Below are 25,287 nucleotides of genomic sequence, written 5' to 3'. Positions count from 1 at the left end.
TAGAATGAAGATATGGAAAGTCATTCTAGTATTCTAGTAAAGAAAACAGGGGAAACCCAATCTTTTTAGACAATATTCTCCTGTAAATAGGAAACAACATTAAATAGTAAGGGGGAATAGGCATATGATGAAAACGAACATCAAGCTTGAAGAAATGTCGCAAACAGACATGATTGACTATTTAAAAGAATCTGTGCAGCCTGAAAGTGGCGCAATTCCTGCTTTTCTTTTAGGTGATCCAAAGGTTTATGACATCGAACACAAAAAAGTATTTTTAAAAACCTGGCTGTTTATTGGCCATGACTCAGAAATCCCCAACAAAAATGATTTTATTACAAGAGACCTAGCAGGCTATTCCGTCATTATTTCCAGAGGTGCAGATGGTGAAATCCGCGGTCTTTATAATATGTGTACCCATCGTGGCATGAAACTGTGCCGGGCAGATGCAGGAAATAAATCATCGTTTACATGTCCGTATCATGGCTTTAATTTTAAAAATACCGGGGATTGTATCGGGGTACCGCTTCAAAAGGATCTTTATGGAGAGGGGTTCGATAAATCTGGGTTAGGGCTCCATAAAATCAGAATCGAATCTTACAAAGGTCTTATGTTTGGTACGTGGAATGAAGAAGCTGAGCCTTTAGTAGATTTTTTAGGTGACTTTAAATGGTATCTTGATATCTTAGCAGGCCGGGCGGAAATGGAAGTCATCGGGCCGCCGCAAAGATTTATTATCCAATCAAACTGGAAAATTGGTGCGGATAATTTTGTAGGTGACTCCTATCATACCATGGTTACTCATGGTTCCATTGTTAAATTGGGAATGGTCCCAAGTGCGACTTATTCGAAAAAAGGCTATCAAATCTATACAAAAAACGGGCATGGACTAAATCTTGGAACACCGAATCCTGATTTTGCTTTTCCGGAAGAACTTAAAGACGAGTATAAGTCTAATTTAACAGAAGAACAGTATGACGTATTATCTAATCTAAAAAATATGATTGGCAATATCTTTCCTAATCTATCTTTCTTAATTTCTCATACGAAAGTAAAAGGCCAGTTGATCTCAAATACCTCAGTCCGCCTTTGGAGACCGGTTGATGTGGATAAAATGGAGGTCATTACTTGGTTTTTAGTAGAGAAAAACGCTTCAGATGATTGGAAACGACGTTCTCGAGAGTCGTTTATTTTAACGTTCAGTCCTTCAGGAATCTTTGAACAGGATGACACCGAGGTATTTACGGATATTACTGCTGCAGCCGCTGGTACCATGCCCTTAGTGAAAGGGCTTACCTTTAACTATACGATGGGCTTACATCGGAAACCTGTGGAAGATTTTATTGGCCCGGGTGTTGTTTTCGATGATAAATTCACAGAGGCCAATCAACGAAACTTTTATCGTTACTGGCTCGATCTAATGACTTCTTAATATTTTCTTATACAGGGTAGATTCTATTAAAAAGATTGGAGGAGTAGGGATGAGTTTAGAGAAAATGCTGGCGACCTATGAATTTGAACAATGGTTGTATGTAGAAGCTAAGCTGCTCGATGATATTGATTTTGATGGCTGGTTTAGCTTGCTGCACCCTGACATTACCTATCAAATGCCGGTTCGAGTGAATAAGGAAGGTATTGAACGTCCGGATTATTCCTTAGATATGTTTGCATTTCATGATGATATTGAATTATTGAAGATCCGCGTAGACCGTTTGAAAACAGATTACGCCTGGGCGGAAATTCCTCCTTCACGGACACGAAGATCCGTCAATAATGTCCGGCTTCTTGACTACATTCCGAATGAAAAAGCCGTTGTAAACAGTTATTTGACGATTTATCGAAGCCGAAGTACAGATATCCATCACGATTTAATTTCTGGGGAGCGTCAGGATGAATTCACGTATGTGGCTGGGGAATGGAAGCTGTCGAAGCGTGTTTTCATTGTAGACCAAACCACATTAAATACAAGAAATCTCGCTATTTTTGTTTAATGGCTGAAGAAAAGGGGGCAGACTTGATGGCTCAGCTTAGCGGCAAGTCTATTTATTTGACCGGAGGTGCCTCTGGTATTGGAAGGGCTGTCACCGAAGCATTTATCAAAGAAGGTGCAGCTGTTACGATCCTTGATAAGTCGGCAGAAGGATTACATGAATTGAAACAGCAATTTGGTGAAAAGGTTCAATGTATCGAAGGTGACGTAACGGTATATGAAGACCATGTTCATGCAGTTGAAACTGCAGTAGAATCCTTTGGAAAGTTAGATGTTTTTGTTGCCAATGCAGGTGTTTTTGATGGATTTGCCAAGTTTGAACATGTTACACCGGAAGCGATGTCAGCTGCTTATGACCTGCTGATGGATATCAATGTGAAGGGCTATTTTAATGGGGCAAAAGCTTCGGTTGCGGAGCTTAAGAAAACATCCGGGAATATGATTTTAACTGTTTCTGGGGCAGGATTCTATCCAGATGGAGGCGGAGTCTGGTACACCGCGAGCAAACATGCTCAAATTGGTTTAATGCGTCAGCTTGCGTTTGAATTAGCACCTGAAATTCGAGTGAATGCGGTGGCCCCAGGAGGTACTTTAACTGCGTTACATGTTATTCCGCCGCTCGAGCCCTTCGTAAAGATAGTTGATAATGAAACGAAAGAGAAAAGTATTAAAAAACGGAATCCACTGCAAATTGCGATGAAATCAGAAGACCATGTAGGGGCCTATATCTTGCTTGCTTCGGACCAGGCACGTGCTATTACGGGTGAGGTAATCTCAAGCGACGGAGGATTAGCTGTTCGCGGGCTTGGTTGATTACGATCTAAAAGACACATTGAGGTGATTGTTAAATGGCCCACTCATTAACTGATAAAAAGCCGTTGGCTGGGAATAACGTCATTAATCAAATTGCATTTGTTGTTCGGGATATTGAGCAGGCATCAGAAGCATTTGCTCAACTTCTGGGTATACCGAAACCAAATTGGTTTTTAACTGGTGATCGTGGAGTTTCGAAAGTCACTTTTCGCGGCCAGCCAAGTGATTCCCGCAGTAAGCTCGTATTCATGAATACACCTACAGTGCAAATTGAACTGATTGAACCAGATCAAGAACCTGGGACAATAAGTGAATTTTTGGATACAGTAGGTGAAGGGATTCATCATTTCGCCTTTGACGTGGATTCCATAAAAGATAAACTTCCTGTTTTTGAGGAAAATGGTTATCCATTACTCCAAAGCGGAGAATTTACTTCCAGTGATGGAAGATATGTATATGTCGATACCTTAAAGAGTCATAAGATTCTAATGGAGCTCTTAGAAAGTGCTGAACCCAGAGATACCGCTCCTAGAACTGATGTCTTCACCCCGTTATTAGGAACGAATAAAATAGAGCAGTTTGCTATTGTCGTAAAAGATCTTGATGCTGCTGCAGAAGAGTACTGTAAGTTATTAGGTGTAGAAAAACCTCCTGTTATTCAGTCCGATCCAAGTGAAGTGACTCAGGTTGTTTTTGAAGGAAAACCAACTGAGGGTGAGTCAAAATATATGTTTATTAATACCCCTTTACTTCAACTTGAATTAATCGAGCCAGGGGATTCACCAAGTACGTGGAAAAAGCACCTGGAAACACAAGGAGAAGGGGTCCACCATATTTCATTTTTGGTAAATGATATGGACGAAAAAGTGAGGGTATTGGAGAATATGGGCTATCCAATTATTCAAAAGGGAAATTTCTGGAATGGCAAAGGAAGATACGCTTATATGGATACCACCGCTACATATAAAGTAATAATTGAACTGCTTGAAAGATCTTGATTGGCAAGAAAAACGGACTTGTGACAAAAGTCCGTTTTTCTTTTACATCCAGCAGTATATTAATTCCACTCGCTAATATGATGTTAGGGAAGGGGTGAGAGGATGACGGTACATGTCGTTGGTACTGGTGAAAATCTGTGGTCTATTTCCCAAAGGTATAATGTGTCAATTCATACCATTGTTAGTGTAAACGGGTTACCATCTACTACAGAAATGGTTCCGGGTCTTGCTCTTTATATTCCGGACAATTCTCTGTCCATACGGGCCTATCAAATAAAAGCTGGTGACACCCTTTGGGAATTGGCCGAGCGATTTAAAACGAATCCTTCATCGATAAGTCCTGCTAATCCAGGAATTGATTTGAAACGACTTCGAATCGGTCAAGTCATTAATATTCCCTCACCAATTAAATTAACACTTAGTACGCTTGGATTCTTAGTGCCCTCCGGATCGACGACAAACCTCTCTATTATAGAATCACTATCCACTCAACTAACCTACTTAGCAATCGTGAACTATGCCTTTACCAGTGAGGGTTTCGCTTACGCTCAAATAGACGACTCTGCCATCATTGCGAAATGCAAACAATTAAATATTATCCCATTATTAATGATCCGGAACTTTACCACTAGTGGCTTCAGTGCTGAGCTAGCAGGAGGGGTGCTGGGAAACTCAACCTATCGGCAGAATTTAGTTACAAGCATCGTCAATCTCACAACTAGTAGAGGGTTTGGCGGTGTAAGTCTTGATCTTGAGTTCATTCCTCCAGCAAGGCGAGATGATTTTACATTATTCTTACAAGAATTAAAGAGACAATTAGGAGATTTAATTCTAAATGTTAATGTCCATGCCAAAGCAGCGGATTTACCGACTAATCGGATTGTGGGCGCTTATGATTATGGGGCAATTGGAACCGTAGCTGATCTTATGGCGGTCATGACGATCGATTATGGTTACCCTGGCGGCCCGCCTGAACCAATCGCACCCTACGGATGGATTGAACAGGTGATCGAGTATGCACTCACTCAAGTAAGTCCACAAAAACTGTTAATGGCAATGCCGCTATATGGCTATGATAAAGTGGTCGCTACAAATGCAACCCAAGGATTATCTGTGCTTGCGGCACAAAATCAAGCCATTTCCGTTCGAGAACCTATTCAATTTGATCCTACAGCTAGATCTCCCTGGTATCGTTATTGGGCCGGGACGGTAGAGCATGTGGTTTGGTTCGAAGATATTCGAAGTTATATTGAAAAGTATAAACTTATTGATATTCACCAATTAGTTGGAACCACTTTTTGGCAAATCAGTTTGCCAGCACCACAGAATTGGGCATTTTTAAATAAGGATATAACAGTTATTAAAAACAGGGGAAAATAACTTATAATTACAATGGAGATAAGAGGATTTTGGATAAAAGGGGGGAGAATTAATGAAACATGAAGCTGTTAGAGAAGACAAGAGAAGGACTTCTATGCAGACTTTAGTAGAGCTATGGCTGGTTTCAACAAAATTGGGATTAACCTCTTTTGGCGGACCGATTGCTCACATAGGCTATTTTCACGAGGAGTATGTTAGACGTAGGAAGTGGATGGATGAAAAAAGTTATGCTGATTTAGTGGCTCTATGTCAGTTTTTACCCGGTCCTGCTAGTTCCCAAGTGGGAATTGGAATTGGTGTGATGCGTGCAGGTGTTTTAGGTGGCATCATCTCCTTTCTTGGATTTACGTTACCATCTGTATTGGCCCTGATTATTTTTGCGTTGATCTTGCAAGGAATTGACATTGAGAATTCTGGCTGGATTCACGGTTTAAAAGTTGTAGCTGTTGCGGTTGTGGCGCAGGCTATTTTAGGCATGGCCCAAAAGTTGACGCCCGATTTAAAAAGAAAAGCGCTTGCCTTATTCGCATTGGTTGCCACTTTATTATGGCAAACCTCATACACACAGGTAGTGGTCATCTTGATTGCAGCCATTTTTGGTTTTCTTATCTACTCTAAGAACAATGGAAATACAGATTCAAAAAATCAATTTCCTATATCACGCAGGTTTGGTGTTATTTGTTTAAGCTTATTTTTTACATTACTGATCCTTCTTCCTCTAGTAAGAGAGGTTACTTCGTGGCATTGGATTGCGGTTTTTGACAGTTTTTATCGGTCTGGTTCCCTTGTTTTTGGCGGGGGACATGTAGTACTGCCATTGCTTGAACGGGAATTTGTACCGAACGGATGGATCAGTAAAGAAGTATTCCTTGCGGGATATGGTGCGGCACAAGCTGTTCCTGGTCCGTTATTCACTTTTGCCGCTTATTTAGGTGCGGTTATGAATGGGGGGATTGGCGGGCTAATTGCTACGCTCGCAATCTTTTTACCGGCATTCCTGCTTATTCTAGGGACCTTGCCTTTTTGGGAGGCTCTACGGCGTAATCAAAAAATTAATGGAGCGTTAATGGGAGTAAATGCAGCAGTGGTAGGGATCTTAATTTCTGCCTTTTATCAGCCAATCTGGACTAGTTCCATTATGGAACCAATGGATTTTGCTTTTGCCGCAGTTCTATTTAGTATGTTAGTTTATTGGAAGTTGCCACCTTGGGTCATCGTTGTTACTGGTGCAGCCGGTGGTTCGCTATTAACATTTCTTTCATAAGGATTGTAAAACTCAGGAGCCTTTTCATCTGCAACCTCCACCTTTCCAGATATTGAAACCAAACAAGTTAGTTTTCGTAAGTATATAACCGGCAATTAATATAGAAGAAAGGTGGCTATGTATAAATGGAAACTAGAGAACAATTATTGGACGAGCTATCTGTAATAGAAAAATGGGAAAAAAGACCAAAGTGACTTGTGGTTTTGGGAGCGTCTAGGCCGACTGCCATTTAAGCTTCTGGATAAACTAACTCCTCAATTCATTCATAACAAAGTTGGCAACTTACTTGAAGAAATCGGTTCTTATATACAAACTGGCGGCAGTTATTTAATAAAAAAAGAGACTATTTTTGAAAAAGTAGAAAAAGAGATTGGGAAGCCAATCAACGATGTATCGGATATTAAAGAAATCCCTATTACGACAATGCATAAGTTAAGCATTGAGCTTACTGAGCAGAGGAAGAAGTTTGCTGCCATCCAAGGTGCCAGCACTGGAATCGGCGGAATTTTTACGCTTGCTATCGATATCCCGGCTTTAATGGCTATTTCTTTAAAAACATTACAGGAAATTGCGCTTATTCATGGTTATGATCCAAGCGATCAAAGTGAGCGGGTTTTCATTGTGAAATGCTTGCAATTTTCATCTGCTGATATTGTCGGGAAACGGGCGATTTTGAATGAGCTTTCCCAGTATGGTCGACAAGAGAGAGAATCGGGTGAAATGGTTTCACAGCTGCAAGGATGGCGTGAGGTAGTGTATACATATCGGGATCAGTTTGGCTGGAAGAAGCTTTTTCAAATGGTACCGATTGCCGGGATGATTTTCGGGGCATTTACCAATCGGTCGATGGTAAATGATTTGGCTGAAACAGGGATGATGCTTTATCGGAAAAGGAGGATTCTGGAGAGGCTGACGCAAGGACAAGATTCAAATGACCAGCTAGATTAGCAAGTCCTCATATTTTTATACAAAAAGTTTATTTTAGTAAATTTAGTTTATTATTGGAGGTTCTCCGTATTTTATACATCAAATAGAAAAGGGTGCAGAACGGTTGATACCGTAATGCACCCTTTTTGATACATGGGAAGGTTCTCCTACTTCCTAAGCAGAAGAACCGTCCCCGCGCTTCCTTTAATAAACAACAACCGGCTCGTATGTGCTTAAATTGTTATAGACGGTTTTCATAACACTTGGCGGTGTGTTGACGCAGCCGCCAGAACCTGCATTTAGGTAGGCTGTGCTTGACCAGTTTTTACGCCAGCTGGCATCGTGGAAGCCTTGTCCGCTGTTCGTAAATGGTGCCCAATATTGAACCTCAACTTCATAAGATCCACTGCCTACATGGCTGCCTCTGAGTGTGGCTGGTGTTCGTTTGTAGAGGATATACCAAACACCTTTTGATGTATCTTCACCAGTACTGTGTTTCCCTGTTACCACACTCGTTGTGACGACTAATTTTCCTTTTTTGTATATCCAAATACGCTGCTGTGCAATCGATACTTCCGCATAGGTATCGCCAATACCATTGTTCCCGGTCGTTTCATAACCGTAGCCTTCACCGCTCCAGCCATGTCCGATAATACTAGAAGCAGAAATGGATGTTGTTCCTTTTTCAAAAGCGGCCTCGACCTGTGCAGTTTCTTTGTCCACATCTAATGCCCAGCCATAGCCTTGTCCTTTAACCGAAATCACTGAACCTGAATGGGTCTTAAATTTGAAGTTTTTATTTAATGTAGACTGAGAATCATTAATTTCAGTAATCTTGTTTTTAATATCATCTGTATCAATGGTAACTTTTAAATCTTTAGTCACAGAAGCACTTTTGATTAGTTCGCTGGCTTTTAGTGAATAAACTTGATTCTGTACTTTATATTCAACCGTTTTCTGAAGGAGTTCTTGCAGCTTTTCTTCTTCTTTTTTTACAATCTCACTGTCTTCTTTGACCGGGAGTATAAATACAGGATTCAGATGGATTTCACTTGTAAATCCTTGCTTTTCGAAGGCCTTTACTAGGCCGGCGACATCATATTGCTCCCCGTCCACGCTTTTTGAAACGACAATTTTGCCTTGCTCCAAATGAGCTTGTGCATCTTGGGGAACTTTTAAACTCTTGTTCATAGAGATTAGCTTTTCTTCCAATTGTTTTTTCAATTCTTGGCTGTGATATGTATCTGGTTGGGTTGGTATTAGTGAATAATTTTTTGCCTTTGAAGAAGGAAAAAACGTCCGCTGGCTTTTTGCTATTTTTTTAACACCTGACAGGTCTTGATCCGTAAATCCCATCTTCGTATCTGTTCCATCTAAAATTTGTTGTTGTCCGACATAGACTTCATTTTTTAAAATGGTTGTTTTTAATTTTTCAAGTGCCTCATTTGCGGTTAGTCCACTGACATCTATGCCGTTAATCTTGATATTTGCATTAAAGTGGTTTGCCTGATAATAACTGATTCCGCCCAATAGGAGTGCAACCAGAACGATGATACCAGGTGTGATCACCTTCCAATTCTTATACCATTTGGATGGTGTTACCCGTTGTTTATCCATTTCCGCTGATTCATTTACCGCATTTTCCATGAAAAATTCCCCCTCAACCCGGTGACCCAGCAATTAACGTCAACCGCCTTTACTTTTCATTTGTAATTCGAACATTACAATTATATTACAACACTCTTAAAATAACCTTAAATTATAACTACCATTCTACTAAATTTTTTATTTTAACTTTGTCGTAATTTGTAACTATGTGAAAAATTTAATAAATTTTTGGAAGTAGGAGATTATAGTTGAATCCAATAAAAAGCCGTGGTATAGTAATACCGTCCAATAAATGACCGAAATACCAAAATGGTCAGTTAACAGGAGATGGTTATAGCCCGATACTTAAAGGTGACTTAGTATTTTAGGGAGAAAATTTTTTTTATAAAAAAATGACCATTTGAGAATATTGGTCAATAAGAATTTAATAGAATAATAATGAGGTGAATGATATGAAAGCTTTCACATCGGTGAAAAGTGAGTTTCTGAAAATCCTTCGCACGCGTAAATTACTAATCGCTATTATCGGTGTGATGACAATTCCGGTGCTTTACAGCGGAACTTATTTATGGGCCTTTTGGGATCCATATGCCCATTTAGACCGTATGCCTGTGGCGATTGTGAATAACGACCAAGGTGCCGTCTACAATGGTGAGAAGTTGACGATTGGTAAGGATTTAGTGGAGAACTTAAAAGGGAAAAAAAGCTTTAACTGGAATTTTGTTAGTGCCAGAAAAGCAAAACAAGGCTTGGAAAATCAAGATTATTATTTAGAGATCGAAATTCCGAAAGATTTTTCAAAAAATGCCACCACATTACAAAGTGATCATCCTGAAAAACTAAATCTCATCTATACGGTTAATGAAGGGAATAACTACTTATCATCAAAAATCGGCGATTCAGCCATTGAAAAAATAAAAGAAGAAGTCTCAAGCTCTGTCACGAAAACCTATGCAGAGTCGATGTTTGACAGTTTAAAAGATGTTGCTGACGGATTGAACAAGGCTAGTGACGGGGCCGGGGAGCTTTATAATGGAATTAATGAAGCTAAAGATGGTGCCGGAAAACTAGAGAATGGAATCAATTCTGCCGGCAGTGGTGCGGCTAAATTAGCGGATGGTGCAAAATCCGTAGATTCCGGTACCCAAACCATTAAGGAAAACCTTGAAGTTTTAGCCGAAAAATCGGTCGACTTTTCAGAAGGGGTTATATCGGCTTCCTCTGGCTCCAAAGAGCTTCAAAGCGGATTGGAGCAATTTAACACCGGACTTACTCAGATGAAAGATGCCAATACAAAGCTATTAACAGGTGCGACTCAAAGTGAATCTGGCACAAAGCAATTATCGGATGGCTTAGCTTCAGCCGCAGCTAATTTACCTAGTCTGCAAAATGGTTCACAGCGGCTTGCGGACGGTGCTTCCCAGCTCTCTGATTCCTTAGATCAATGGAAGACAGGAGCAGACCAAACAAAGGTTGGGGCCGATTCTGTAAGCCAAGGACTGGAGCAGCTGCTTGGTCAAGTAAGCAACATGGCGGATAGTTCGACAGACCCAGCCGAAAAGGCAAAATTGACGGCCCTAAAGGACAGCCTGACACAACTATCACAAGGGAGCCAGCAGGTTGCTTCAGGTGTGGGTAATTTGTCAAGCAGTGCTGGCCAAATCAAACAAGGCGCAGGTTCGTTAGCTGCCGGCGCGGGTCAGTTAAATCAAGGTCAAGAGAAATTGGCCGAAGGCATTAATCAATTATCAGGCGGGGCAAAACAGGTATTAGACGGTCAGGGACAGTTAAAACAAGGGCTTGCTCAATTTGGGGCCAAGCTTGATGAAGCCCAAACAGGATTCGGCCAAATTGTGAATGGCTCCAACAGCCTGACATCTGGGTTAGGCCAGTTAGCATCCGGTTCCACTTTATTGCAAGATGGGACGAATAAGCTTGCACAAGGCGCTAACCAATTAGCATCTGGTACCACATCGCTTTACAATGGCGAAATGGACTTGAATAACGGGATGACCAAGCTTGCAGATGGATCATCCGATTTAACCAGCGGTATGGCGAAACTATCGGATGGCTCGAAGGAATTGAGCCATCAATTGGATAGCGGAGCAAAGGATGCTAGTGATGTTAAAGCTAATAACCGTGTGTACGATATGTTTGCCAAACCAGTTAGTCTTAAAAGTACGAAGATGAACCATGTTCCCAACTACGGCAGCGGCTTGGCTCCTTATTTCTTGTCACTTAGCCTTTTTGTTGGTGCGCTTATGCTGTCTGTTATTTTCCCAATGTTTCAACCAGCTTCAAAACCGAAGAGCGGATTTAGTTGGTTTTTAGGAAAAGCAGGGGTTATTTTGGCGGTTGGTATTGGCCAGGCGTTGTTAGTGGACGCGGTCATGCTGTTAGGCCTCGGGCTTGAAGTGAAGAGCGTTCCTTATTTTATACTGTTAAGTATTATGACAAGCTGGGCCTTCTTGGCGATCATTCAGTTCCTTGTGACAGCTCTTGATAATCCAGGACGTTTCTTAGCTGTAATTATCTTGATCTTGCAATTAACAGGCAGTGCGGGAACGTATCCGATTGAACTGGGACCAACATTCCTGCAGCATATTAGTCATTTCTTGCCGATGACCTATTCGATTTCTGGTTTTAGAGCGGTTATTTCAACGGGTGACTTTGGATTTATGTGGGACAATATCGGATATCTTGCCGTCTTCTTTGTTCTATTCCTAGTAGCAACCTTGAGTTTCTTTATCGTAAAATTTAAACGCCAGCCAGAAGTGCAGGTACAATAATACAATGATGAAAAATGGCAGCTTGAGACCCAGGCTGCTATTTTTTATTGTCGATTACTTTCGCCTTTTTTTGACAACTTTCGGACAAGCGTTGATGCCATATTTTCTTCCATTCATAGACTGATAGAGCAAAAGAATGGAGGGATATGGATGTTTGGTTATTCAATGGTTCAAATGGTACGATCACATGCACATAAACTGGATCATTCCTTACGTGAAAGTATCTTAAACCTTTATAAACCTTTCAAATGGACACCATGCTTTTTGCATGATTTTTTTGAAGGGACCATAAAAAAGAGGAAAAAATTATCTGTTATTATTGAGTTTGAGGAAGGCTGCTTCGAAGAGGGATGCCAAGTAGTAGGTGAGATAGTGGGACGCCATAGGAAAAATCGGTTGAGACACCAATTTCACCGGATTTCCTGCAGCAGTGCAGACCTTACGCCGAATGGATTAGAAGAGCTTCTCACAAATTGTAACCATATAAAGAAAGTCTATTTAAATAGTGAAGTGAAGGCTTTTTTAAACGTAGCCGTTCCATCAGCGAATGCTAAAGGAATCATAAGAAACGGAAAAGAACTAACAGGCAGCGGGGTTAAGATTGCCATTGTCGATACAGGAATTTATCCACATCCTGATTTATCTGGCCGAATTACAGATTTTGTGGATTTTATTAATAACAGGACTGCTCCATATGATGATAACGGTCATGGGACGCACTGTGCGGGAGATGCTGCTTCAGCGTCTTTAAAGTATACGGGGCCTGCTCCAAAAGCACATCTAGTTGGGGTTAAAGTTCTGGACAGATCAGGTTCAGGTTCTCTTGAAACGATTATGCTTGGTGTAGAATGGTGTATTCTATACAATAAACAAAATCCTGCTAATAAGATTGATATTATTAGTATGTCGTTAGGAAGTACTGCCCGCAATTATCGTTCAGAGAATCATGATCCAATGGTTAAAATTGTGGAGAGTGCTTGGGAATCGGGCATCGTCGTATGTGTCGCAGCTGGAAATGAAGGTCCGGACCGGAGTACCATTGCAAGTCCTGGTATAAGTGACCGAGTGATTACGGTGGGAGCGTTCGATGACAAGGACACCTTGCAAAGAACAGATGATGATGTCGCTAGTTTTTCCAGCCGGGGGCCGACAATTTATAATGTGAAAAAGCCGGATATTTTAGCTCCAGGGGTTGATATTGTTTCATTAAGGTCACCTAACTCCTATTTGGACAGGGCTCAAAAGAGCAGCCGAGTAGGAAGTAATTACTTTACTTTATCGGGAACTTCTATGGCGACACCGATTTGTGCTGGAATCGTTGCTTTGATAAAAGAAAGTAACCCACAATTAAGCCCCGACGAAATCAAAAACTTACTAACTTCCGGTACCGTTTTGTGGAAGGACAGGGACTATAATGTATATGGTGCAGGGTATATTGATGCTAATAACTCGATTCCTTAATCATGTTAGAGAGGGTGTTTTAGTATTAGACACCCTCTTATCTTTTCTACTATCAATTTGTTTATAAGTTTTGCCTAGTACATATGTGATAAAATGATCTAAAGAGAGACTTAATAAGGGGGGAGACCGTGTTTTCTTTTTTTAAACAAAAAGCAGTTCATCTATTCCCAGGCTATTTTGCGCTGGTAATGGCCACGGGGGCCCTCTCCATCGGAACTTATTTTCTTGGAATGGACTTGATTGCTAAGATTTTATTCTATCTAAACGCAGCGGCATATATTGGTTTATGGATCTTAACGCTTATTCGGTTTTTTTGCTATTTTCCTAGAATGGCTGCCGATTTGATGAGCCATACCGCTGGGCCCGGATTTTTTACGATCGTTGCCGGAACCAGTATGTTTGGCTGCCAGCTTATTATTATTACTGATTTTTATAGGGTTGCCGTGTATTTATGGGGGCTGGCGATTCTTCTATGGGTCGTGATCATGTATACCTTTTTTTCAGCGGTTACGATTCGCAAGGAGAAGCCAGCGCTTGCTGAAGGGATTAATGGGGCCTGGTTGATTGCGGCGGTCGCAACGCACTCGATCTCCATCCTTGGAACGCTGCTTGTGCCCTATATGGAACGGGGGCAGGATGTTGCCTTGTTTTTTACGTTATGTATGTATTTTCTTGGCTGTATGTTGTACCTCAACATTATCACATTGATTTTTTACCGCTTTACCTTTTTAAAGCTTGATCATTCAGCCCTGACACCCCCGTACTGGATTAATATGGGGGCGGTTGCGATTACTACATTGGCAGGTTCTTCGCTCATTTTGAATGCCAAGTATTGGCCGTTACTGGTTGAAATTACTCCCTTTTTAAAAGGGTTTACGTTGTTTTTCTGGATTATGGGTACCTGGTGGATTCCACTGATGTTTATTCTGATGATCTGGCGTCATCTTTATCATCGTTATCCTTTATCGTATGATCCGCAGTTTTGGGGGCTGGCGTTTCCGCTGGCAATGTATACGACGAGTACCTATCAGTTGTCTAAGGCGCTGGGGGTTCCATTTTTAACCGTGATTCCTCGGTTTATGGTGTATATTGCACTGGCTGCTTGGGTATTTGTGTTTTTGGGCATGATCCACCACATGTTTTTTCAACGTATTCATTACGCTAAGTCAGTGGAGGAGAAAAGCTTGTAGAGCGGTGTTTCTACGAGCTTTTTTTCGATCTTCTGTACTGCATCCAGTAGAATCTTTTCATTTTAAATTACTTAAGATATGATGAACGGTATCACAAATAAATGAGGTTTTGCGAAAAACAAACAGCACTTACCCTAATTTGATGGAGAAGTGCTGTTTTGTACTTTTGTTCTTGCGGGAACTTAATTTTTTTGCTCAATCAGGATTTCCTATCCAAATAAAAAAGAATGGCCATATACAAAAAGATGGCTGAAATCCTCCACATATCCTTTTGTTTACTTTAATATTCTCCTTTAATAACAAAATACGAGCCCCGAATGGTTCCAGCTAGTTTAGACTTCTGCCTAGCAAACTTAAACTTCCCTTCTAGCTCCTTTGGTACCTCCATCCCCTCAGAAAGCTTAAAACCAACAGCTCGCTTCGGCTTAGGGTCATCAACCGTATACATGACGTTGACCTCAAGACCATCCTCATAAAAGACGTAGGCCATTTTGATATTTTCCACTTGAAAACGAGATGTTTCTAAAGGTTTGGCTGCAAACTCAATATCACGTTCTTCCTTCAAAATTCGATTCACATAATCAAGTGTCTCGCTGGACTCGCTAGCTGGTACAACCGTAAATTCATGCTTGTATTTGTTCATAAAATAACGGGCTTCATTGGCACGTAAACCAGCAAGCGCTTCTGCTACAGGTGAAGACAGTAAACCAACCGTAGACACATTTTTAAAATCAACGATATAAGACAATTCCATCCTCCTCTTATCTCTTTATTTCCTAACAACAGGAATCCATATTTCACCAAATACTAAGCCATTTCGCTGCCCCATCTCAACCGTTGCATTTGGCCCGCCAACATAGGCAAAATTCTTTGCTTCTGGCAAGACTTGACCAAAGGCAATGCCAGTGAGCATATTACTCAACTCATCAGCCGTTTTCGCTTCCCCTTTAACAACTAGGTACTCCCCTTTAGGAAATTGGATAACTCTCGTTGCTTCCGGTAACGATGTCTCTGTCATGACGCCAGCATAATGCATCATCTTATTATTCACCGCTTCATTCACGGCAAAAATGTAGTCATTTGTGGCATTTGTCTTTAAAGTGTCAAGCCTTCCATCTTGTTTGACGGTCTCCCAAAAATCTGACTTTTCCTGGCTTATGCCAGCATAGTCTGTGTAATCGCTCTTAAGCTCAATTCCAAAACCTAAAACAGTAAAGCTATCTTTTTCTTCTAGCGTATAATCTGCCATAATTAAAACCTTCCTTTTTTTAAAATTAATCAAATGATTTGTCTTTCCACTTGATGAGTTTATAATAGCCTTAAATGATGTCAAAAAATGATACTGTTTAGGAGGTCCAGATGAAAAAAGTTGAACGGATTAATATCATCATGCGGTATATCAACAATCGCGCTCACTTTACAATTTCTGAAATCATGCGGGAATTTAACATCTCTCGTTCGACAGCTATTAGAGATATCAGAGAAATTGAAGCTATGGGGATGCCGCTTGTCGCTGAAGTTGGCAGGGATGGGGGGTATTTTGTCATGAACAACTCTGTCCTGCCCACTGTTCGCTTTACTGATAATGAAATTAAAGCTCTTTTTATTGCCTTTATGGCCACAAAAAATCAACAGCTCCCCTATCTAAAGAGTCGTCAGTCTTTAGCTGAAAAGTTACTAGGCCTCATCTCAGAAAACCAGCAAGAGACCATAGTTCTTTTAAATCAAATCTTGCTATTTGAAGGGACCAACCCGAATAACCCTGACCTGCTTGATCTGTCAGACCTCCCTCATCCCATGTTAGAAAAACTCATCCAAGTCCTTCTTTTGGATCGATATTTATTGATCACTATTAAAGAAGAGAAGGTAATAAGGTCTTATCCCATTTATCTCTTGCACCTTTATCGTGAAAAAAGCCTGTGGCTGATTGAAGGTTTTGACTTAAAGGAAGAAAAGAAGCAGATCTTTAATGTCGACAATCTCACCAATGTCCAATCCTACCCAACGATAAATAGATTAAGTAAGAAAAAGATGGTAGAAAAACTAAGTAAGCAGGAGGAGGTAATCAACCTTGTTCTTGAACTTGGTCCAAAAGCGATTGCTCAGTTTAAAAAATACCACCCTTTAAAAGTATCACTTTCCTATACGAATCCTTACCAAGCCACAGCCATTTTAAAGACTTTTATCGATGTTCATAATCCCGAAGAATTGAATGAAATGACAAGTTGGCTGCTTTTCCTAGGCGGGGATATCAAGGTCAAGGAAATGCCAGAAGAAGTTTTAGCGAGTTTACAAGAGAGATTACGAATATTCTGCCCATAAACGGTGCAAGTTAATACTCATATAATTTTGAGCCTGGCAAGTTTCCAGTTACTCTTTATTTTCACACACCCAGAAAAGATAAATTCTTCCTAATAAATAGAAGTATTTTAAAAGGATAATAGTATTTTTATCAGTACTGTTCTTTATTGAAATTCTAGTAAAATTATTTTGGGTGAAAAAAAATTAAACCTCATTTAGATGAGTTACGTTGAGCCGTACCACAAGTAAATGAGGTCTTTTTTAAAAGATAAGAAAGTATAAATATTTTTGACTTCGAAAATTGTCCAGCTCCAGCGCCTAGCCCCTCGAGGTCACAAGCCAATCCGGCCAAAAGGTTAAAGAGCAACCTTTCGGCCGGCTCGTCTTGTGCTTGTCGGGGCTAACCAAGGCGCTTGCGCTTTTCTAATGCTTGTAAGATTGGGATTGTTTTTACAATAAAGCACCGGAGAAAGAAATAGCCATAAAGGCCATACCATTAATGGCATATCTTTTATGGCTTACTATTTTTGGTCATCTTGCTCCTAATTAGAAATGGTACTTTACCCTCACCTATAAATGTGTGCTTTTTCTGTAGTACGCAAATTAGAAGTTCGAATTTGCGTACTAGGAATCGTTTATTATATAGCATTTTTCTTATCCAATTGAGATTCCATTTTGTACTCTTTTGATCTTAAGTCATCGTTCACTTTCTGCCCTTGTTCCAAAAATTCTGTTTTGAATCCGCTCTTTATTGCCCAACTGTAGAATAAAAGAGACATGCATGTTACTAAGGCCATATCCCAGCCAAATGGAATGACATTAAGTCCGCCAAATTTTTCACTTCCCAGGAATGAAACGATCATCATACATAATAGGTAAGCAACCATCCACAGCCCTGCGAAGAAGTTTTGACGGAATCCCTTCCATTTTTGTTTTGCTTGATAATAGAAATAAATGGGAAGGCCGATCATAATGATAAATAATACTTGTCCGGTCAGCGGCCATTTTGCCCAATATAGAACTAAGGAAGCTATCACGAATCCAATCGGCGAAATGAAACGTAATCCTTTCAAGCGTAATGGGCGGTACAGGTCTGCACCTGTGCGTCTCAAGGTCATCACCGTAACTGGACCTGTAATATAAGAGATCAAAGTTGCAACTGAAATAATCTCTGCTAATACGCCCCAGCCTCTAAACAGGAATAGAAATAAGAAAGACACACCCAGGTTTAAAAACATGGCTTGACGCGGGACACCATAAAGGGGATGAAGTTTTCCAAATACACTTGGAAAGTACTTGCTTTGTTCCATTCCATAAATCATCCGTGAAGTGGTTGCCGTATAAGTAATACCTGTCCCGGAAGGAGAAATAAAAGCATCAGAATAAAGAATAATTACTAACCAGTTTATGCCTAATGAAATAGCTAAGTCGGCAAACGGTGAATTGAAAGTTAAATGGTGCCATCCGTTTGCGATCATAGACGGATTAACTGCCCCAATAAAAGCAATCTGCAATAAAACATAGATAACGGTGGCAATTAAAATGGAACCAATTACGGCAATGGGGATAGAACGTCCAGGATTCTTTGCCTCACCCGCCATATTAATTGGACTTTGAAAACCATTGAATGCAAAGATAATACCAGAAGTGGCTACAGCGGTAAGCACACCCGCCCAGCCGTTCGGTGCGATACTTCCTGTAGAAGTAAAGTTAGAGGCATGAAAGCCGGCAAATAAAAGTGTCCCAATCGTAAGTCCAGGTATAATGATTTTAAAGACCGTAATAAATGAATTCGCTTTTGAAAACAAACTGACTGTCCAGTAATTAATGAAAAAGTAGATTATTAGTAATCCAGAGGCAATGGCTAAACCTCCTCCGGTAAGACTTCCGTTTGCTACTAAACCATGTGTCCATTGCGCCCATTTCCATGGCCAGGAACTCATATATTGAACAGATGCCACGGCCTCAACTGGAATGACAGAAACAATTGCTATCCAGTTTGCCCATGCCGCGAGAAATCCTGCAAACGAGCCGTGTGAGTACTGCGTATATTTTACCATTCCGCCTGCTTCAGGAAACATGGAGCCTAATTCACTATAAGAAAGTGCAATAAATGAGATGACGATCATACCAATGATCCAAGAGATAAAAGCCGCTGGTCCAGCAATTTGTGCCGCTCTCCAAGCTCCGAATAACCAACCGGACCCAATAATCGATCCGAGCCCAACCATAGTCAATGAAAAAGTCCCCATTTTTCGATGCAATTGATTCATTTGTTTTCCCCTCTCATATTTAGAACAAAGGTATAAAGCGTTTACAAAAAATTCCCAAACATCATTATCTATACAACTTTTGTTAATTAGGAGTTTTATATTTTTAATAACCTCCTAATCCGTAACACCCCCATTTCAAAAAATATGCGCGTTATGCGAACTTTTATGGAAATTATAAACTGAAAATAGAAAGAAATCAATATTTTGTACTCAAAACGAGAACATTTTCGATTTTTATCTTCAGAAGATTAAAAATAATTGATTATCTCACCAACTGATAAGAGTTATGGGATAGACTAGAATAATAGTGTGCGTAACGAGAACATTATATTGATTTTTCGAAATTTAATAATATAATAGCTAGTGTAAATACGCGTTTCGCGTAAATTTGATGTTCCTTTTATGGAGATGCTGTTTATGATTTTACTTTACATAGGGGAGAGTGAAAGATATGTCCATCACAAAGAGTCCAATGAGAACAGAAAAGGATTTTTTAGGCTCAAAAGAAGTTCCTGCCGAAGCTTATTATGGGGTCCAGACACTTCGCGCGGTTGAAAACTTTCCCATCACTGGGTATCGAATTCATGAAGAATTAATTAAGGCAATGGCGATGGTGAAAAAAGCAGCTGCGATGGCAAATATAGAGGTTAAACGGCTCTATTCAGGCATTGGAGAAGCGATCATTAAGGCAGCAGATGAAATGATGGAAGGCAAATGGTACGATCAAATTATCGTCGATCCTATCCAAGGCGGCGCAGGAACCTCAATTAACATGAATGTAAATGAAGTCCTTGCCAACCGTGCCATTGAGTTAATAGGGAAAGAAAAGGGGGACTATTTCCACTGCAGTCCTAATACCCATGTCAATATGTCACAATCGACGAATGATTCATTTCCTACAGCGATTCATATTGCCGTTCTAAATCTTTTAGAGAAACTATTGGCAACCATGGAAGAGATGCATTCCGTCTTTCAGCAAAAGGCGGAGGAGTTCAATCCTGTGATTAAAATGGGACGCACCCATCTTCAGGATGCGGTACCGATTCGACTTGGGCAGGAATTTGAAGCATATAGCCGCGCAGTCGAACGTGATATCAAACGGATTAAGCAATCACGCCAGCATTTGTATGAATTGAACATGGGGGCAACAGCCGTAGGAACAGGTTTAAATGCGGACCCGCGTTATATAGAGTATGTGGTCAAACATCTTAAAGATATAAGCGGCCTGCCGCTGGTGGGTGCTGAACATCTTGTCGATGCGACGCAAAATACAGATGCCTATACAGAAGTATCAGCAGCATTGAAGGTGTGTATGATTAATATGTCAAAAATCGCTAACGACCTGCGCTTAATGGCTTCAGGACCAAGAGCCGGTTTGGGTGAAATCATGTTGCCAGCACGTCAGCCTGGTTCTTCGATCATGCCAGGAAAAGTAAATCCAGTCATGCCAGAGGTCATTAATCAGGTAGCCTTTCAAGTCATTGGGAACGACCATACGATCTGCCTTGCCTCCGAAGCAGGACAGCTTGAACTGAATGTAATGGAGCCTGTTCTCGTTTTTAATCTTCTGCAGTCGATCAGCATTATGAATAATGCCTTCCGCAGTTTTACCGAAAATTGTTTAAAAGGAATAAAGGCGAATGAAGAGAGATTAAAAGACTATGTAGAAAAAAGTGTTGGCGTCATTACGGCCGTTAACCCCCATATTGGGTACGAAGCAGCGGCTAAAATTGCACGGGAGGCCATCTTAAGCGGTGCTCCCATCCGGGAACTGTGCTTGAAGTATGATGTGTTAACAGAAGATGAGCTTAATCTGATCCTCGACCCCTATGAAATGACACATCCCGGAATCGCCGGTGCAGCCCTGCTGGAAAGAGAGTAAATGGTTTAAAAGTACTTTTCTAAAAAAATAACAGCACCTTCTAATGTTCATTAGAGGTGCTGTTTTGTTATTGGAAAACCCTATGATGATCCCATATCTAGGCTTCTTTACTCATTCCCTTTGCACTCAATATTCTTTTCACCCTCACAAAAGAGACAAAATCGTTTAATTCATCGACTGATAAAAGTTCCCCATCTATTGAAAGTCTGTGACTGTGGCTTTTTGCAAAATCGGTAATTTCAATAGTATCATCCTTTTCTGCTCCTAATAAGTAATCCACCGTTGTATCAAATAAACCTGCAATTTGTAATAAGGAATGGAGGGAGGGTTCACGGTATCCTGATTCGTAACCGGCATAAGTGCTTTTTGCTATCCCAAGTTTGTCGGCCGTTTCTTGTAGGGACCATTTTCGCTCTTTTCTTAATACAGATAAACGTTCCAGCATGCTCTCGAGGCCTCCAGCTTTTTAATATTGGATTTATTATACCATTGAAAATTAGCGAATACTAGAAAAATATACGCGAAACGAGAACATTATATTGATTTTTCATAATTTAGTTATATAATAGCTTATATAAATACGCGTTGCGCGTAAATCTTGACCATCCTTTTTCAATGGAGATGTTGCTTGTGAAGAAGATTTTATTGCTTGCTACCGGTGGAACCATTGCCTCAGTGGAGAGGAATGAGGGGCTTGTTCCTGAATTGTCTGTTGAAGAATTGCTGAACTTTTTACCAGAAACATCAGGTGATGTTCATGTTGACGGAAGAATCATCATGAATATCGATAGTACCAATTTGCAGCCAGAGCAATGGATAAAGATCGCTGAGGCCGTCTATATCCATTATCATGATTATGACGGATTTGTCATTACACATGGGACCGATACGTTAGCGTATACATCCTCAGCCCTTTCCTATATGCTTCAGGGGCTGGAAAAACCGGTGGTGCTGACCGGATCCCAAGTTCCGATCAGCTTTCAAAAAACCGATGCGAAGAAAAATGTTACCGATGCGCTTCGGTTTGCTTGTGAGGATATTGGCGGCGTATTTGTCCTATTTGATGGCCGAGTCATTCTCGGAACGAGAGCAGTCAAAATGAGAACAAAAAGTTATGATGCATTTGAAAGTATTAACCATCCGTATGTCGCTTACGTAAATGGAAATGAAATACACTACCAATGGAAACCTGTCCGGGCGTCGAAAGAGTTTTCTTTTAACGCTAACCTATGTACCGATGTATTTCTGATGAAATTATATCCTGGTATGAAGCCTGAGACGTTTGATTATTTAAAAGATTTATATAAAGGAATCATAATTGAAAGCTTCGGTAATGGCGGCTTGCCTTTTGAAGGAAGGAACTTGCTTTCAAAAATCCAAGAGCTTACGGAACAGGGGGTTGCGATCGTAATTACCACGCAATGCCTGGAAGAAGGAGAAGACCTGCTTCTATATGAAGTGGGCCGAAAGGTAGCTCAGCATCAAGTTATTTTATCTGGGGATATGAATACAGAAGCTATCGTTCCCAAATTAATGTGGGCGTTGGGACAAGCTGAATCTTTGGAACAGGTTAAGAAAATCATTGAAACGCCAATGGCAGAGGACTTAACCGCCAAATCAGATCAAGAAGACGATATCGAAATCGAACCACTTATTCGTTTGCTTTAATAGTGGAGATCGAAAAATAGGTCGACTATGAGGGCAATCTACAATTCTGTCTTTATAAGGACACGTGACAAGATACATCCATACATGGAGTGGGTACGCTAATGAAGGTTTTACAAAAAACACAAACGATCGTTCGTTATCAGAATTCTAACGGTAAAGTATTTTACGGAATTGTTGAGGGTGATGAAATTTTACAATTGTCCAGTACTTTTACTGAAATTGCAAACAATCAACTAAAATATGATGGTATAAGACTTAAATATAGTGATGTCAAAGTTTTAGAGCCTGTAGCACCCTCAAAGGTGATTAATTTTGGCTGGACATATGCTGAACATGCAAGGGAGACCGGGGGAAAGGCTAACCTCAAAGAGCCATTTATGTTTTTAAAACCAGCCTCTTCCTTGATTCCAAATGGAGAGGATATCATTCTTCCGTCAAGTGATTTAACCAAGCAGGTAGAAATGGAAGGGGAAGTAGCCCTTATCATTGGAAAACGTGGTAAAAATATAAAAGAAGAAGAGGCTTTGGATTATGTTTTTGGCTGTACAATCTTTAATGATGTAACGGCAAGAGACCTTACAAAAACGGATCCCCAATTTACACGCGGCAAAGGTTTTGACACATTTGGACCGTTGGGGCCGTGGATTGTGTCAGGCCTTGATCCAACTAATTTACGAATCGTTACCACTTTAAATGGAAAAATCGTACAAGATGGAAATACGAATCAGATGTCACTCTCCATTCCTTTCCTTATCAGCTGGGTTTCACAGATTATGACACTGGAGCCTGGTGATGTTTTGGCTACTGGTTCCCCATCTGGCAGTTGTCCAATGAAGGCAGGCGATGCCGTAACTGTGGAAGTAGAGAATATCGGTAAACTATTTAATTATGTATTGTAGCAGATATAAAAAAAGATGAAGGGGCCTAATTAGGCCTCTTAGGAGCACGGGAACCGTCCCCGTGCTTCTTCCCTTTGATTAGAAATCGTAAACCCCCCCCTGTTTTTTGAACTCTAAAACTAGCATGAGAACCTTCCCCTTATATCCATAACAAGAAGATTTGTAAGATCATTCTTTCTTATTACCTATTTTTTTGATAAATCATAAAACTAAAACAAATTGGAAACCACTTTACAAAATAGGTTACTACTACTATAGTAATCATATGGATTTAAAAACTCTTTGCCAGTGTTAAAAAATAAGAATTTTGCAAAAATGAAAGCGCTGGCTTTATAAAAACGAACTCAGCGAAAAGGTAAACCTCCCTCCATTGTACTGGTTGCGATTACCATTAACTTCAAAAAAAGAAAGGGTTTACAACTTTAGTAACAAAGGAGTAAAATAAAGTTGTCTGTTAGACGTCTGACATCTTACGTTTGTATTCAGGTACTAGGTTTCGATAAAGTATTAGATAATATTTATACAAAAAGAGGTGCGCTTCAATGAGAATGGTTGATGTAATTGAGAAAAAACGTGATGGTTACGAATTAACCAAAAAAGAAATTCAATTCTTGATAAACGGGTTTACAACAGGAGATATTCCTGATTATCAAATGTCAGCTTTTGCAATGGCTGTGTTTTTTCAGGGAATGACAAAAGAGGAACGCGTTAGCTTAACGGAGGCAATGGTTCAATCCGGTGACCAAATCGACCTCTCAGGCATAGAAGGGACTAAAGTAGATAAGCACAGTACCGGTGGAGTTGGCGACACAACAACCCTTGTGCTGGCACCTCTTGTTGCCTCTGTCGGCGTTCCAGTTGCAAAAATGTCAGGAAGAGGCTTAGGCCATACTGGAGGAACAATTGACAAATTGGAATCGATTAAGGGATTCCATGTGGAAATTTCAAATGAAGAATTTACCCAATTAGTGAATCAAAATAAAGTAGCTGTCATTGGTCAGAGCGGGAATTTAACACCTGCCGATAAAAAATTGTATGCACTTAGGGATGTAACCGCAACGGTTAACTCCATTCCGCTGATTGCCAGTTCCATTATGAGTAAGAAAATTGCTGCAGGCGCTGATGCGATTGTTCTAGATGTTAAAACAGGCAGCGGAGCATTCATGAAAAATCTTGACGATGCGAAAGAATTAGCTCAGTCGATGGTGGAGATCGGCAATGGGGTCGGCCGGAAAACAAAGGCAATCATTTCCGATATGAGCCAGCCGCTCGGCTTTGCAGTCGGCAATGCTCTTGAGGTAAAAGAAGCGATTGATACGCTTAAAGGACAAGGACCTGAAGATTTGCAAGAACTCTGTTTAACACTTGGAAGTCATATGGTTGTATTGGCTGAAAAAGCTTCTGATTTTAACCAGGCACGTGAAATGTTAAAAGAGTCGATTCAGAGCGGCCAGGCATTACAAACCTTTAAAACCTTCCTTGCAGCACAAGGAGGAGATGCATCAGTTGTGGATGATCCTAGTAAACTTCCAACCGCTTCCTATATGGTTGAAGTTCCAGCAAAAACTTCTGGTTATGTGGCGGAAATTACGGCGGAAACGGTTGGAACCGCTGCTATGATGTTAGGAGCAGGACGGGCCACAAAAGAATCTGTCATCGATTTGGCAGTAGGCGTTGTCCTTCATAAGAAAGTGGGGGATCATGTCGAGGCAGGAGAGTCCTTGGTTACGATTCATAGTAACAAAGAAAATGTTCAGGAAGTAATCGAAAAAATTTACTCCGCTTATAAGGTTACAGATGAAAAGGTAGCCGCACCTACACTGATCTATACAGAAATTCAATAATTG

20 protein-coding genes are annotated in these 25,287 nt (G+C 40.5%); 15 read left to right on the top strand and 5 right to left on the bottom strand.

Annotated features, from left to right (window positions below):
* Nucleotides 1-124 precede the first annotated feature (124 nt).
* The 7 genes from M3226_RS16955 to M3226_RS16925 all read left to right on the top strand — a co-directional run bounded on the left by M3226_RS16955 (nt 125) and on the right by M3226_RS16925 (nt 7,390).
* Complete coding sequence (locus M3226_RS16955) at nt 125-1,429, top strand: aromatic ring-hydroxylating oxygenase subunit alpha (RefSeq protein ID WP_251567179.1); 1,305 nt, start codon at nt 125-127, stop codon at nt 1,427-1,429.
* Nucleotides 1,430-1,478: 49 nt separating this feature from the next.
* A complete protein-coding gene (locus M3226_RS16950) occupies nt 1,479-1,988 on the top strand; it encodes an aromatic-ring-hydroxylating dioxygenase subunit beta (protein ID WP_251567176.1) in 510 nt (169 codons plus the stop codon).
* A 26-nt stretch (nt 1,989-2,014) separates the two neighbouring features.
* On the top strand, nt 2,015-2,800 hold the full coding sequence (locus M3226_RS16945) for an SDR family NAD(P)-dependent oxidoreductase (RefSeq protein ID WP_251567173.1): 786 nt from the start codon (nt 2,015-2,017) through the stop codon (nt 2,798-2,800).
* Between the two features lie 35 nt (nt 2,801-2,835).
* Nucleotides 2,836-3,798 carry a VOC family protein gene (locus tag M3226_RS16940; protein ID WP_251567170.1) on the top strand — a complete coding sequence of 321 codons (963 nt, stop codon included), beginning with the start codon at nt 2,836-2,838 and terminating at the stop codon, nt 3,796-3,798.
* A gap of 102 nt (nt 3,799-3,900) precedes the next feature.
* Nucleotides 3,901-5,178: a LysM peptidoglycan-binding domain-containing protein gene (locus M3226_RS16935; protein ID WP_251567167.1), complete on the top strand. Its 1,278-nt coding sequence runs from the start codon at nt 3,901-3,903 to the stop codon at nt 5,176-5,178.
* A gap of 52 nt (nt 5,179-5,230) precedes the next feature.
* Nucleotides 5,231-6,442, top strand: a complete 1,212-nt coding sequence (locus tag M3226_RS16930; protein WP_251567163.1) for a chromate transporter — start codon at nt 5,231-5,233, stop codon at nt 6,440-6,442.
* Between the two features lie 195 nt (nt 6,443-6,637).
* A complete protein-coding gene (locus M3226_RS16925) occupies nt 6,638-7,390 on the top strand; it encodes an EcsC family protein (protein WP_308211954.1) in 753 nt (250 codons plus the stop codon).
* A 183-nt stretch (nt 7,391-7,573) separates the two neighbouring features.
* On the opposite strand, the gene M3226_RS16920 is transcribed toward M3226_RS16925, so the two are convergent.
* Nucleotides 7,574-9,016 carry a L,D-transpeptidase family protein gene (locus M3226_RS16920; protein WP_251567160.1) on the bottom strand — a complete coding sequence of 481 codons (1,443 nt, stop codon included), beginning with the start codon at nt 9,014-9,016 and terminating at the stop codon, nt 7,574-7,576.
* Between the two features lie 413 nt (nt 9,017-9,429).
* Here M3226_RS16920 and M3226_RS16915 point away from each other — a divergent pair, with 413 nt between their 5' ends.
* The 3 genes from M3226_RS16915 to M3226_RS16905 all read left to right on the top strand — a co-directional run bounded on the left by M3226_RS16915 (nt 9,430) and on the right by M3226_RS16905 (nt 14,417).
* Complete coding sequence (locus M3226_RS16915; protein ID WP_251567158.1) at nt 9,430-11,766, top strand: YhgE/Pip domain-containing protein; 2,337 nt, start codon at nt 9,430-9,432, stop codon at nt 11,764-11,766.
* A 150-nt stretch (nt 11,767-11,916) separates the two neighbouring features.
* Complete coding sequence (locus M3226_RS16910; RefSeq protein ID WP_251567155.1) at nt 11,917-13,227, top strand: S8 family peptidase; 1,311 nt, start codon at nt 11,917-11,919, stop codon at nt 13,225-13,227.
* A 128-nt stretch (nt 13,228-13,355) separates the two neighbouring features.
* Nucleotides 13,356-14,417, top strand: coding sequence for a tellurite resistance/C4-dicarboxylate transporter family protein (locus tag M3226_RS16905; RefSeq protein WP_251567152.1), 1,062 nt, complete (start codon nt 13,356-13,358; stop codon nt 14,415-14,417).
* 280 nt (nt 14,418-14,697) lie between these two features.
* Here M3226_RS16905 and M3226_RS16900 read toward each other — a convergent pair whose 3' ends face one another.
* Both M3226_RS16900 and M3226_RS16895 read right to left on the bottom strand, forming a co-directional pair.
* On the bottom strand, nt 14,698-15,165 hold the full coding sequence (locus tag M3226_RS16900) for a phage tail protein (protein ID WP_251567150.1): 468 nt from the start codon (nt 15,163-15,165) through the stop codon (nt 14,698-14,700).
* A gap of 21 nt (nt 15,166-15,186) precedes the next feature.
* Nucleotides 15,187-15,666 (bottom strand): GyrI-like domain-containing protein, encoded by a 480-nt coding sequence (locus tag M3226_RS16895; RefSeq protein WP_251567134.1) that lies wholly within the window; start codon nt 15,664-15,666, stop codon nt 15,187-15,189.
* Nucleotides 15,667-15,776: 110 nt separating this feature from the next.
* Here M3226_RS16895 and M3226_RS16890 point away from each other — a divergent pair, with 110 nt between their 5' ends.
* Nucleotides 15,777-16,739 (top strand): helix-turn-helix transcriptional regulator, encoded by a 963-nt coding sequence (locus M3226_RS16890; RefSeq protein WP_251567131.1) that lies wholly within the window; start codon nt 15,777-15,779, stop codon nt 16,737-16,739.
* Nucleotides 16,740-17,356: 617 nt separating this feature from the next.
* Here the strand turns inward: M3226_RS16890 and M3226_RS16885 are convergent.
* Nucleotides 17,357-18,991 carry an APC family permease gene (locus M3226_RS16885; RefSeq protein ID WP_251567128.1) on the bottom strand — a complete coding sequence of 545 codons (1,635 nt, stop codon included), beginning with the start codon at nt 18,989-18,991 and terminating at the stop codon, nt 17,357-17,359.
* Nucleotides 18,992-19,442: 451 nt separating this feature from the next.
* Here M3226_RS16885 and aspA point away from each other — a divergent pair, with 451 nt between their 5' ends.
* Complete coding sequence (aspA, locus tag M3226_RS16880; RefSeq protein ID WP_251567125.1) at nt 19,443-20,873, top strand: aspartate ammonia-lyase; 1,431 nt, start codon at nt 19,443-19,445, stop codon at nt 20,871-20,873.
* A gap of 97 nt (nt 20,874-20,970) precedes the next feature.
* Here the strand turns inward: aspA and M3226_RS16875 are convergent, their stop codons facing one another.
* Entirely contained in the window at nt 20,971-21,318 is a 348-nt protein-coding gene (locus M3226_RS16875; RefSeq protein WP_251567122.1) for a helix-turn-helix domain-containing protein, read from the bottom strand.
* A gap of 185 nt (nt 21,319-21,503) precedes the next feature.
* Here M3226_RS16875 and M3226_RS16870 point away from each other — a divergent pair, with 185 nt between their 5' ends.
* From M3226_RS16870 to M3226_RS16860, 3 genes are all read left to right on the top strand, one after another.
* Nucleotides 21,504-22,541: an asparaginase gene (locus M3226_RS16870; RefSeq protein ID WP_251567120.1), complete on the top strand. Its 1,038-nt coding sequence runs from the start codon at nt 21,504-21,506 to the stop codon at nt 22,539-22,541.
* 101 nt (nt 22,542-22,642) lie between these two features.
* On the top strand, nt 22,643-23,440 hold the full coding sequence (locus tag M3226_RS16865; RefSeq protein ID WP_251567118.1) for a fumarylacetoacetate hydrolase family protein: 798 nt from the start codon (nt 22,643-22,645) through the stop codon (nt 23,438-23,440).
* A 542-nt stretch (nt 23,441-23,982) separates the two neighbouring features.
* On the top strand, nt 23,983-25,284 hold the full coding sequence (locus M3226_RS16860) for a pyrimidine-nucleoside phosphorylase (RefSeq protein WP_251567115.1): 1,302 nt from the start codon (nt 23,983-23,985) through the stop codon (nt 25,282-25,284).
* Nucleotides 25,285-25,287: the final 3 nt, after the last annotated feature.

The organism is Neobacillus cucumis (assembly GCF_023715505.1).
The sequence above is the reverse complement of the archived record's forward strand: the minus strand, read 5'-3'. Positions and strand labels throughout refer to the sequence as shown.